This window comes from Mesorhizobium sp. B2-7-2 (genome assembly GCF_006440775.1).
Lineage (GTDB): Bacteria > Pseudomonadota > Alphaproteobacteria > Rhizobiales > Rhizobiaceae > Mesorhizobium.
This window is the reverse complement of sequence record NZ_VFTZ01000004.1, coordinates 177,668-189,261: the sequence shown is the minus strand read 5'-3', so window position 1 is coordinate 189,261 and position 11,594 is coordinate 177,668. Positions and strand designations below refer to the sequence as shown.

Genomic DNA, 11,594 nt, shown 5'->3' with positions numbered 1-11,594 from the left:
CGCCGATGGATCTTCGCACCCTGCGTACCTCGAGCCGGCCCTCGCCACGCAAGCAGCGTAGCCGGCTCCGATTCCCGTTGCCGAGCCGCATGACGCTTGCGGCGCTGCTCGGCGCGGCGCTGTTCTCGATGCTTTCGCCCGGCAAGGCGCATGCCGAATTCACCGTCTGCAACCAGACGCTGGACGTCGTCAATCTCGCGGTCGGACAGAAAGTCGACAATGCCGACCAGACCGACGGCTGGTGGACGATCGGCGCCAACCAGTGCGTCAACGTCATCCGCGAGGAGCTGGCCAACCGCTACATCTACCTCTACGCGACGGACGTCTTCGGCCACGCGATCCTCAACGGATCGACCGAGATGTGCATCGACCGGCGGCGCTTCTCGATCCGCGGCATCGAGGAGTGCTGGCAGCGCGGCCATATCGCGGCGCGCTTCGTCGAAGTCGATACGCAGGAGCAGGTGCGCTGGACCTATTTCCTGACCGGAAACAGCCCGTGACGCACGCGATCGACACGAGCTTCAAACAGAAGAAGCTGGCGCGCTTGGCCGAGCGGCGGCGCAAGCTCTGGCGCGGAGTCCTTGCAGGGGCCGCAACGCTCGCCGTCGTCGCTTTGGCCACCGGCTTCTACATGACCAGGGACTATTGGTCGTTCGGCGACGAGGACGAAGAGCTGCATCCCGTCGAGGGCATGGAAGACGTGCCCCCCGATGCCTCGGTCTATGTGCCGGCGATCATCGATCTCGCCGGCGATCCGATGTGGATCACGCTGGCGCCCGATGCCGACAGCGCGACGAAGGGCAAGACCGTCGCGCGCCCTGCCGAGCTCGACAGTTCCGGGGCTTCGCCGCAGATCGAGACGCTGTCCGATGTGATGCTGAGCGCCAGCGAGAAGTTCATGACGACGATCCCGTCGACGCAGGAGGATTTCGCCTTCTTCCAGGCGCAGCGGCAGGCCGCTCCCAAGCCTTCGGCAACGGCGCCCGACGATGCGCAACCGGCACCGCCCGCTCCGGCCGCGGCGCCAGACGATCAACAGGGCGATCCGCAAGGCGACCTCGAGAACGACCTCCAGGCGGCGCCGGACGAGAGCGACGCCGGCCCGGCGCCCAAGGCCGACGCCGACGACCCCGAGGCCGGCTGGGGCGAGACCATCGACCAGGGCGAAGCCGCGCTCCCGGCTTTCAAGAAGACCGCGATCGAGAACAACACGACCGTTGCGACCGTCACCAGCGAGTATCAGCGCTTCGAGACGACCGAGGACACGTTCGTGAAGATCCTCAACGACCGCAGCCTGGACAGCGTGACGCTCGACGCGCATTTCTCCGCCGACGATGCGAAGCTTGCGGGCGAGGCGCTGAAGACGCTGTTCAACCGCGACGGGCTGGAGCCCGGCTTTGTGGTGGCCATGCGCGGGTTCCGACCGAACCGCGAGACGACCACCATGTCGCTGATGCAAGTCTCCGTCTACGCGAGGAACGTCTATGTCGGCACGCTGACGCGCAATGCGGCCGGCGCCTTCGTGTCGGGCGTCGACCCCTGGGTCCGCGAGGACCTCTTCAACTATTCCGGCGCCTCCGACCAGGGCGGGCCCAAGCGGCAGTACCGCCTGCTCGACGCGATCTATTCGACGGCAGCACGCAACAAGGTGCCGACCAGCGTCATCGGCGAGGCGATCATGTATCTGTCAAGGGGGCAGGACCTCGACGCCTTCGCCAGCGAGGACCAGCGCCTGGTGCTGATCTATTCGCAGACGCCGCGCGGCCAAGGCGACATCTCCGGGCGGGTGCTCTATGTCGGCGTCCAGGGCACGGACAAGAGCCTTGACTGTTTCGTCTTCCAGCAGAGCGACGGCCAGTATGCCTGCGTGACGGGCGACGACCAGGTCCGCTCGCTGACCGTCACCAACGGCATGGTCACACCGGTCGCCGGAGTGATGACCTCGACCTTCGGCCCGCGCAAGCATCCGATCCTCGGTACGGTTCGAATCCACAAGGGCGTCGACTGGGCGGCGCCGGTCGGCACGCCGGTGATGGCCGCCTTCGACGGCGCGATCTCCTTCCAGGGCGATGGCGGCAGCTACGGCAATCTGGTGAAGATCACACATGCCAACGGTCGCGAGACGCGTTATGCGCATATGCAGAAATTCGCCATCGCCAGCGGGGTCGGCACCAAGGTGAAGGCCGGCGACGTCATCGGCTATATCGGTACCACAGGGCTTTCGACCGGCCCGCATCTGCATTTCGAGCTCTACCAGAACGGCGAGGCCATCGATCCGCTGGGCACGGTCACTTCGGTCGCCACCGCCGTTTCCGTCAGCTCCGGCGGCTCAGGCGATTCCGCCGTCGAGACGCTGACCGACCGGATCGTGCATGTCGAAAGCGGCGGCAGCGCCCGTGCCAAAAACCCGCTTTCGTCGGCGACCGGCGCCGGCCAGTTCATCTCCAAGACCTGGATCCGGATGATGAACACCTATCGTCCCGATCTTGCCCGCTCGCTTTCGACCGCCGACCTTTTGGCGCTCCGCTACGACGCGACGCTGTCGCGCGAGATGGTGCGCAACCTGGCGCGCGAAGGCGAAGCCTATCTGCGCGCCCGCGGCCACCAGATCACCGCCGGTCGCCTCTATCTTTGCCATTTCCTCGGCATGGAAGGGGCGCATCAGGTGCTGGCGGCGCCGGGCTCGTCGCAATTGACTGCGGTTCTGGGATCAGCCGTCATCCAGGCCAACCCGTTCCTTACCGGCAAGACCGCCAGTTATGTTGTGGACTGGGCCGAGCGGAAAATGGGGCAGAAAGCGCCGCGCGTGGTGACCGACCAAAGCCAGCCGGCGACGACCACGACCGAAATCCGGCAGACGTCTCCGGAATTCGAAAAATACAAGCAGGCGATCACTGTGCTGATAAGTTCGATCCAGAACACGCTGGAGCCCGGCTAGCTAGTGGCCCGGCACAGGGACTTTGACCGGTCGGCTCTGTTTGCGTTGGCAGGCGGCATGCGTTGGAGATTGGCCGAAACGCCCATCGCGATCGTCATTCCAGGGCGGAGCAGGAGCGAAGCTCCGTCGCGAAGACCCTGGAATCCATGCCGTTACCTTCGCCAAGGCGTGCAACGGAGCAGAATTCTGCACCGTGGCGGCGCCTCAACGTCACGGAATGGATTCTATGGTCTGCGCCGCGTCGCTTCGCTCCTTGCTCCGCCATAGAATGACGACGTTGGGGCGGCTTCAACCACTCCCCGGCGTTTGCGCTGATTTCACGGAAATGACCAAGGCGCTGATCTTCGGCACCGGCATCGCGGTAGGCGGTGCGCTCAAGAACTGACAGAGGACAAAGCCCGGCCGGTCGGCGGGCCGGCAGTCTCGCCATGAGCCGTCCGGAGACAGGGCCGGCCGCCTATTGCGTCCTGATCCGCATTTCCACCCGGCGGTTGACCGGATCGTAGGGATTGGCGACGCGCGGATGCGACTTGCCCAATCCGATCGGCGCGAGGCGGGTCGGTTGAACGCCGTTCGCCGTCAGGAAGGCCGCCACCGATTGCGCCCTTCGCTGTGACAGGTCCTGGTTGTAGCGATCCGTTCCGGTCGCGTCGGTGTGGCCTTCGACGACGAAGCTGAACGTGCTCAACCTATTGTCCTTCAGCGCCTTGGCGAACTCGTCCAGCTCCGTGCGCGCGGTCTGGTCGAGCTGGGCCGAATCCAGGGCGAAATTGATCATCATGTCGAGGCTGCCCTTTTGGGGCGCCTCGTTCTTGTCGGCCTTGCTCTTGCACTCTTCCTCGGTGCCGACGCAGATACCGCGCGACGCGCCGAGATTGCTCTGGCCGGCGAAGAACTTCACGATGTCTTCCGATTTCTGTAGCGGATCGGCATAAACGTGCGTTGAAAAAAGCACGGTCGCCAATGCCAAGGCTGAGCTGCCCCACCGCATGACCGTCACTCCTGTTTGAGCGGGTTTCGCTGGCGCACCATATCAAATCTTGAAGCGATTGTCTGTGAACAAGCGCACGTTGCCGATGGCCGCCACCTGCTAAAAGCTGGAGCATGATGCCGAAAAATATGAAGCGGTTTCGGGCGACATCATGCTCTAGTTCTTTGATTTAGAGACGGGTTCATCCGGCTCTAAGGCTTGACCGGCTCTCGGCTAAAGGCTTGAGTGGTTGTCAGCTGGCTCTCGGGGTTTGGCAGCCATGGCCAACGAACTCGGATACAGAACCGCAAGGGATCTCTTTCTTGCCTGTCCCGCGATCGCCCGGGACATGAAATCGCCGGCCGCCAATCAATCCCCGCTTGAGTTCTGCCGCGCCCTGCTCGCTGGGCGCGTGCCGGAGGAGGCCGTCACGTTCTGTGCCTATCTCCTGCCGGAACGCGCCGCGGTCTGGTGGGGGCATGAATGCCTCAGCCATCTCTCAGAACTCCTTGCCGATAGGGACCTCGAATTGCTGGCGCTCGTCAATGACTGGGTCGGCGAGCCGGGCAATCCCCGCCATCGAACGGCGCTCGGCGATGCGGTCGATCCGTCGCCGACGACGCCGGCTGCTTGGATCGCTCTGTCCGCGGCTTGGCGCGACCCGGCCTTCGATATGCTGTCGACTGGATTTCCCGCCGCCCACGCCGTCAACGCCGGGATCCTGGCGGGGCTGGCGCGCGTCTCGACCGCGGACCGCTTTGGCGTGCTTTCGGCCTTCGTCGATATGGGCATCCAGATGGTGGAGATGGAGGCGCAGCGGCAATCGGTCGACGCCTATTAGGGCCCACCGCCATACAGGGCTGCGAAGTCCCAATTCACGATCATTTGCAGCCGCCTTGCGCCCACCTGGCCAAAGCGACCTTGAAGCGGGTGCCGAGCGGATGCTGCAGGCGCAGCACGGAGACGTCGTTGGCGGCGAAATTCTTCGCCTGCTCGCAAAGGCGGGTCTCGTTCCACTCGTGGCAGCCGTTGCAGTGCTTGCCTTGCCAGACCGACTTGTCGAGGCCTTCGACCGGACTGAAAAGCGGTTGTCCCTTGATCAGTTGGGCTATGCTCTTGCCGTCGATCGCCGGGTCGCCGAACTTGACCGGGCGATCGAAAAAGATCGGCCCGTCCGTCGCCAGCTTCGGGATCCTTTCACGCAACGCATTGAGCGCAAGCTGGTCGTCGGTCTGGCCGGACGCCGCGCCGGTGTTGCGCGTCCCGGAGCCCGCTTCGGCCTGCGGCGTACCCGCCTCGCCGACGATCAGCGGCGCGTTGAGATCGATCCTGTGCAGGACGACGTCGGTGGTCAGCGAGACGTTGATCCAGGGGCGCTGCTTGCCGGCGGTGGCCTTGAAGACATCGCTGGTCACCCTGTTCATCGCTTCGGTGATGGAGACGTTGGCTTCGCCCACGTGCTGGAGCAGCGCCGTGGTGAACGGCGAGTGGTCGCCCGAACCGTCATAGGCGAGCTGGTTCGGACTTGCGGCGAAGGCGACCAGCGTGCCGGCGCCGCCATTCTCGATCGGGATTTCGGCGAGGCCGCTGCTTGCGCCCTTGATGCCGGCGGTCTTCGCCAGCACGTCGGCAAGCGGATTGTCGCGGCAAGCGTCCAGGAAAACCAGTCTTATGCTGGTCTCGCGCGACATCTGGCGCAGGACGAAATCGACCGAGACGGCCTCGAAATCGAGCGAGGTCTCGTCCTCGAGCGCGGCGTCGACCGGAAGCAGATAATTCTTGCCGGAGACCTGCAGGCCATGGCCGGCATAGAAGAAAAGCGCGATGTCGGCGCCCCGCACCTGCTTGGCAAACTGCGCCACCGTAGTCTGCGTCTGCTGCTTGGTGAGGTCGAAGCCGGAGACCACCTCGAAGTCGAGGTCCTTGAGCCGATCGGCCATGGCCTGTGCATCCCGCGCCGGATTGGCGAGCGGCGCCGCGTGCTGATATTGCGAATTGCCGAGCACGAGCGCGACGCGCCGCTCGGCATTGGCGGCGGCCATCGTCAGAATCAGGGCAAGCGCCACAAGTCCCACAGCGCGAAGCAGGCCACCGCAAAAGGCAATCGGACCGGGACCCACCGCCACCTCAGTTGGCGAGCTTGCTGGCGGAGAATTCGATCCGCCGGTTGAGCGCCTTGTTCTTGGGCGTGTCGTTGGCGGCGACCGGCTTGTCCTCGCCATAGCCGGCCGAGCTTATCTGGTTGCGCGGCACGCCGTCGGCGACGAGCGCATCGGCGACCGCCTGGGCGCGCCGCTCGGAGAGCGCCTTGTTCGCCTCGGCCGATCCGTCGGAATCGGTGTAGCCGGACACTTCGACCTTGAGGGCCGGGCATTTGCCGACGACGCCCTCGACCTCCGCCAGCAGCGGGCGGCTCTTGGCGTCGAGCCTCGCGCTCGCCTGGCGGAAATAGATGGCGCCGGTGCGCGAGAGCACGGCAAACCGGTTGAGGCACTCCTCGTCGCTGAAATTGGCCTTCGCGGCATCGGTGGCGACGGGACCGACCTCGGCGGTCGAGGCCGCAACGGTCTGCACGGCGGCCGGCTTGGCGCCGTCCGCGGTGAAGACGAAATCGAAGGACACCGACGCCGTGGGCACGATGTTGGTCACGTTTGCCGCCTGCTGCAATTTGTCGATGTTGGGCAAGAGCCCGAAATCCTCGACATGAACTGCGACGGGCGCTTCCGAAGCGACGGAAACCTGGGTGTCGCTGATCATGGTGACGACGACGCTTGCCTCGAGATCCTTGTCGACGCCATGCAGGCTGAGGCGGAACGGCAATGTCGTCTTCACGCGGCGCTTGGCCGGCAGATCGGCGAACGCCGCCGGGTCCACCTTCGCAGTCACTTCGGCCGTCGGATAGGTGAATGTCTCGAAAAACAGGAAGCGCATGCGAACGTTGCGCAGATCGACGCCCGTATCGACGGAATTGAGGTCGAAGCTGATCCTGGCGTCGCCGGCGGAACTCAGCGTGCCGGTGATGTTCCTGATCTTGTTGGTCTCGACGATCGTGTTCTTCTTGACCGACTGGTAGGTGAGCACCGAAGCGGACGGATCGAGCGTCCAGTTCGGCGCGGCGCTCGCAGCCTGCGATCCGAAGACCAGCAGCGCGGCAACGACCAAGCCAAAAGCCGCGGCCTTGGCTCGCATTTTTCGCCAGAATGCGACGACTTCGAACATGGAACGCCCCCGCCAGGACAACCCGATCTCGATACCGGCATGTGACCGGAGCATAGAGCAATTGGGCGGGCTTGGCGAGCAGTTACAGCGAAGTGAAAACGGGATCAACTATTTGCCGAGATTGGCGGTCTCCATGGACTCTCGTCACCAACTGTGGCCGCCTCCACCTGAGCTACCTCCGCCCAAAGGCGCAATGACAGGCGTCGTTTCGTTCTGAACGGGGTTGGTCAGTTTCTTGACGGTCACCTTCTTTCGTTTGATAAACGTCTGCTTGACCACCTTCGGCGCGGTCGTCGTCCGAACGACGGTGGTCCGGTGTTTCGCTGTCGGTGCCGGCTCGACCCTAGGGCTCACGGTGGTGCAGCCAGTGGTCGCCAAGACACCGGATAGCATCGTTGCGATGATTGCCTGTTTCAATGCCCTACCCACCACCTTTTCTCCTTTTTGATCAGAACAAGTCCCGACGCGGGTTGGCTTGCTCCCAGACAGCTCTGGCCGTCTTGATCAATTGGTCGTCGACCGACCCGCTCGTGGGGATTTTCGATTTGAGTTCCGAGCGCAACTGCTTGAGGGCAGCCGTCTTTGGTTTTGCGCCAAACTGCGCCAGTGTTGTTTTCGCATTCGGCAGCTCGTCACGAAGATCAAGTCCGACCGCGTATGCGAGATACCGGACAGCCACAGCCTGATCGGCCTTGTTGCCCTTCTGCATCTCAAGAGCTGCTCGGTCATACGCACCGGAATAGTCACCACGGGCGGCCGCCAATTCGAACAGCCTTTGCGCTTCGTCGAGGTTCTGCACCACGCCGACACCGTCGCGGTACATGCGACCAAGACTGGCGGGTGCATAGGGCTGGCCCAGATCTATCGCTCTCTGAAAAAGCGATTGCGCCTGCTTCGGGTCCTTCTCGACGCCGCGACCAGTAAGATAGTTGCGGCCGAGAAGGTTCATCGAATACATGTCCTGCCGCTCTACCCCCGCTTTGAGAAAGGCAACCGCGCGAGCATAGTCCTCAGGCACACCATTGCGGCCCTCTGTGAAGATCGAAGCGAGCTCGTTCATGGCGTAGGTATGCCCCATTGCCGCCCCCTTGAGCAGCAAGTCCAATCCCTTGCTCGGATCGCGCTGGACTCCGAAACCGTTGAACAGAGCGCGGCCCCAAGCGGTCATCCCGTAAGGATCTCCCTTGCTGGAGGCAGCAGAATAGAAGGTGTTTGCTTTCGTGGGATCGACAGCCGTTCCTATTCCCGACGCGACCAGATAGCCGAGCTCGAACACCGCACGGACATGTCCCTGGTCGGCAGCTTTCTGGATTGACTTCCTCGCTTCCTCGACCTTGCCGGCGGCGAGCAGCGCACGCCCGAGTTCGTAGTGGAAGCGGGCGACATTGGGATACGCCTTCACAGCCGCCTGGCAGGCCTCCACCGCCCCGGCGCCGATCTCGTTCGGCAACAGACCAGGGACGACGCCCTGCAGGTCCAAGGGTTCGCCTGCCTGCGTGTCGCAGGGATCGACGCTCGGCGACAGCTTCATCGTCGCCGGCTTGGATGAGGTGTTGTCAGCGCTGATCTCGAAGCCGACGATCAACGGTTTTGCGGCGCCTATCTGGGGTTCGTAGCGCAATTGGTCGACCTCGCCGGCCATCAGGCTCGATTGAGGCGATAGGGTCCGGTCCGGCAGGGACAGCGTCCCGGTTGCCGGATAGCTCGCAAGCTTCACGCTTACGGCCGGATCCTTGGTCGGGAAATCCAGCTTCAGCGGCACGGGGCCGACGCCGACGGGAATCTTGACGTCGCGGTTCTCGATCGCTTCGGCGGCGCCGGCGATGTGGATGCCGCGCTCAAGCACCTGTTGCTTCTGCTCGGACTCCAGCGAGGCGACAAGCTGCTTGCCTGCGGCGCCATCGCCGTTCTTGACCCGGAACACCAGTATGCCCTGCGATCCACCGCCCCACTCGTCATGTGTGGCATAGGCCAGCATGTCGACCTGGTCCTCGGCGTCGGCCCCCTTCGGCACATCCATCGCAAGTCGCGGCAGATCCTTGCCCTCTATCGGCTCGCCCGTCGCGACCGGCTTGCCGTCCAGGATCAGACGCCCCAGCGCCGGTGACCTCTCGATGCTGATGGTGACCGCGCCGCCATCGACATCGACCGGCACCGGCAGGTCGAGCGCGACCGGACCGACGCCCGACGGCACGGTCTTCTCCAGCACCGGCGGCAAAGCCGGCCGGCTGGCGCGCCGCATCAGCACCACCTCGTCGATCAGCGAGGAATTCTCCCAGGGAACCTGCGCGCCCTTGGTGGCCTCGACCACATCGCGGCGCACGGCCGCCATCACCGAGCGTATCTCCTGGTTCGGCGCCAGCGCGCGGCGCGAGAAGGCGGATGAAAACGGGCTGAGATCGCCGGACCCGTCATAGGCGACGGCGCCGGGTTCCGTAGCGAAGGCGATCAGCGTGTTCAGCGAGCTTTTCACCTGCGCCAGGCCGGTGCCGCCGGCCGCGATCAACTGGTCGCGCAGCCAGTAATCCTTGCGGGGGAACGGGTTGTTGCGGCAAGCGTCGAGAATGATCACCTGGATCTTCGATTTGGCGCGCAACTGTTGCAGGACGTCGTCGAGCTTGACCGCCTGGACCTCGATGTCGGCCGCATCCTTGAGCGACGCATCGACCGGGATCAGGAAATTCTCGCCGCCGATCTGAAAGCCGTGACCCGAATAGTAGACGACTGCCAGATCGGCGCCGTCCGCCGCCGCGAGATAATTGCGGAACTGCTTCTCGAACTGGAGCTTGGTGAGATCCTTGGCGACGAACACATCGAAGCCGGCCAGCCGGAACGTGCTCGACACGTCGTCGGCATCCTTGTCCGGATTTTTCAGCGCAGGAATTTCGCGATATTCAGAATTACCGATGACAAGCGCAACCCTTCGATCGGCGTGCGCCTGCACCGTCGCGAGGCCCACGAGGATCAAGGCTGCTATCAGCGCGCAGCATCGCAGCATGGTAAAATCCCTAACTGCTATCACCCATCGGCCACAAGAACGCAGCTTGCGGCATGGCGGTCTGTTAAAGACTTCACAATCTGCCAAGACGGCAAGGAACGCGCCTGCGATGGCAAGGCAGATCGCGCATTCAATCAACTGCTAAAATAACGCAGAGACCTCGGCGCCGCAATGACCTGGGTAAGCGCGTCGCCGTCTGTCGATGCAGGATCGCCATCGGCGAGCCACGCCTCCGCAGCGCTGCGTGTCTGTGACGCCACAGCGTTTCATGGGAACGGCGAAAACGTCCTATCTCTTTGCTTTTACGCAATTCTGGACGGAAGGCTACGGCGAACCGCCGAGCCCGAGCCGGCCTCTTTCCTGGTCAGGCGCCGATCCACATCGCGTCCGGCACCACCACCAGCTTGCCGACGAAGTCCTTGGCCATGAAGTTGGTCTGGGCGCGGTGGAAATCCGACAGTTTGTAGACGCCGCCGACCAGCGGCTTGATCTTCTTTTCCTCGATGTAGCGCACGATGCGGCGGAAATCCGCCCGCGTGCCTTGGCTCGAGCCGTGGAGTTGGAGCTGCTTCAGATACATGGTGCGGAGGTCGAGCTGCACCACCGGCCCGGCAATGGCGCCGGCCGTGGTGTAGCGGCCTTCGGGCCGCAGGATACGCAAAAGGTCGTTGAAGATGGCGCCGCCGACGAGGTCGGCGACCACATCGACGGGCTCGCCGTCCGTCGCTTCGTTGACGGCGGTGAGCAGGTCGGCCACGCCGCGCGTGATCACCTTCTCGGCGCCGATGTCGAGCACGGCCTGTTCCTTGCCCTTGCCGACGACGGCGTAGGGGATGGCGCCGCGCGCCCTTGCCAGTTGCACGACGCCGGAGCCGACACCGCCGGAGGCGCCGGTGACCAGCACACGCTCGCCGGCTTTCAAGCCCGCCCGCTCCAGCATCTGCTCGCCGGTGAGATAGGCGCAGCAGAAGGTGGCTAGCTCGACATCGCTCAGATCGGTATCGACGACATGCGCGTTCTCGGCCGGCAGCGCCTGGTATTCGGCATAACCGCCGTCACGGCCGTGGCCCATATAGTCGATGTCGGCCAGCGAATCATCGTCGCGGTTATAGATCGAGAAGTCGACCATGACGCGCTCGCCGATGCGGTTCGCAGGCACGCCGTCGCCGACGGCGACGATCATGCCAACCGTGTCGGTGCCCTGGATGCGCGGGAAGGTGAGCGTGTTGCCTTGCCGACGCCAGGTCGATACTGCAGCCGCATCTTCTTCAGTGCCATAAGCGCCCTGGCGCACCCAGACATCGGTGTTGTTCATGCCGCAGGCGCTGACCTTGACCAGCACCTCGCCGGCGGCAGGTGCCGGCACCTTCACATCGGTGCGGTAGACGAGCTTCTCAAGCCCGCCATGGCCCGTAAGCTGCACGGCCGCCATTGTGGCGGGAAGAGTTCTTGTCATGGCATTCATGTCG

At 63.9% G+C, this 11,594-nt stretch carries 9 protein-coding genes; 4 read left to right on the top strand and 5 right to left on the bottom strand.

Annotation, left to right across the window (positions count from 1 at the left end):
- Positions 1 to 5: 5 nt before the first annotated feature.
- A complete protein-coding gene (locus FJ425_RS07675; RefSeq protein WP_181175836.1) occupies positions 6 to 500 on the top strand; it encodes a DUF1036 domain-containing protein in 495 nt (164 codons plus the stop codon).
- Complete coding sequence (locus FJ425_RS07670) at positions 497 to 2,938, top strand: M23 family metallopeptidase (RefSeq protein WP_140722704.1); 2,442 nt, start codon at positions 497 to 499, stop codon at positions 2,936 to 2,938. Before FJ425_RS07675 ends, FJ425_RS07670 begins: the two co-directional genes overlap by 4 nt.
- A gap of 457 nt (positions 2,939 to 3,395) precedes the next feature.
- Here FJ425_RS07670 and FJ425_RS07665 read toward each other — a convergent pair whose 3' ends face one another.
- Positions 3,396 to 3,929, bottom strand: a complete 534-nt coding sequence (locus tag FJ425_RS07665) for an OmpA family protein (RefSeq protein WP_181165059.1) — start codon at positions 3,927 to 3,929, stop codon at positions 3,396 to 3,398.
- 328 nt (positions 3,930 to 4,257) lie between these two features.
- Here FJ425_RS07665 and FJ425_RS07660 point away from each other — a divergent pair, with 328 nt between their 5' ends.
- A complete protein-coding gene (locus FJ425_RS07660; protein ID WP_246673623.1) occupies positions 4,258 to 4,749 on the top strand; it encodes a hypothetical protein in 492 nt (163 codons plus the stop codon).
- A gap of 40 nt (positions 4,750 to 4,789) precedes the next feature.
- Here FJ425_RS07660 and FJ425_RS07655 read toward each other — a convergent pair whose 3' ends face one another.
- Together FJ425_RS07655 and FJ425_RS07650 are read right to left on the bottom strand one after the other, a co-directional pair.
- Entirely contained in the window at positions 4,790 to 5,950 is a 1,161-nt protein-coding gene (locus FJ425_RS07655) for a caspase domain-containing protein (protein ID WP_246677901.1), read from the bottom strand.
- Positions 5,951 to 6,035: 85 nt separating this feature from the next.
- The gene (locus tag FJ425_RS07650; protein WP_140722698.1) at positions 6,036 to 7,127 is read right to left on the bottom strand and encodes an OmpA family protein; all 1,092 of its coding nucleotides are present in this window, start codon (positions 7,125 to 7,127) and stop codon (positions 6,036 to 6,038) included.
- Positions 7,128 to 7,362: 235 nt separating this feature from the next.
- Here FJ425_RS07650 and FJ425_RS07645 point away from each other — a divergent pair, with 235 nt between their 5' ends.
- Positions 7,363 to 7,575: a hypothetical protein gene (locus FJ425_RS07645; protein WP_140722695.1), complete on the top strand. Its 213-nt coding sequence runs from the start codon at positions 7,363 to 7,365 to the stop codon at positions 7,573 to 7,575.
- Here FJ425_RS07645 and FJ425_RS07640 read toward each other — a convergent pair whose 3' ends face one another.
- Both FJ425_RS07640 and FJ425_RS07635 read right to left on the bottom strand, forming a co-directional pair.
- Positions 7,576 to 10,086: a caspase family protein gene (locus FJ425_RS07640; protein ID WP_246677902.1), complete on the bottom strand. Its 2,511-nt coding sequence runs from the start codon at positions 10,084 to 10,086 to the stop codon at positions 7,576 to 7,578.
- A 403-nt stretch (positions 10,087 to 10,489) separates the two neighbouring features.
- Entirely contained in the window at positions 10,490 to 11,590 is a 1,101-nt protein-coding gene (locus tag FJ425_RS07635) for an alcohol dehydrogenase family protein (protein ID WP_140722688.1), read from the bottom strand.
- Positions 11,591 to 11,594: the final 4 nt, after the last annotated feature.

Bases quoted from the DNA above. Each gene is read 5' to 3' on its own strand.
- FJ425_RS07675 (WP_181175836.1), top strand. From the start codon at position 6: ATGGATCTTCGCACCCTGCGTACCTCGAGCCGGCCCTCGCCACGCAAG.
- FJ425_RS07665 (WP_181165059.1), bottom strand. From the start codon at position 3,929: ATGCGGTGGGGCAGCTCAGCCTTGGCATTGGCGACCGTGCTTTTTTCA.
- FJ425_RS07660 (WP_246673623.1), top strand. From the start codon at position 4,258: ATGAAATCGCCGGCCGCCAATCAATCCCCGCTTGAGTTCTGCCGCGCC.
- FJ425_RS07655 (WP_246677901.1), bottom strand. From the start codon at position 5,950: ATGGCCGCCGCCAATGCCGAGCGGCGCGTCGCGCTCGTGCTCGGCAAT.
- FJ425_RS07650 (WP_140722698.1), bottom strand. From the start codon at position 7,127: ATGTTCGAAGTCGTCGCATTCTGGCGAAAAATGCGAGCCAAGGCCGCG.
- FJ425_RS07635 (WP_140722688.1), bottom strand. From the start codon at position 11,590: ATGAATGCCATGACAAGAACTCTTCCCGCCACAATGGCGGCCGTGCAG.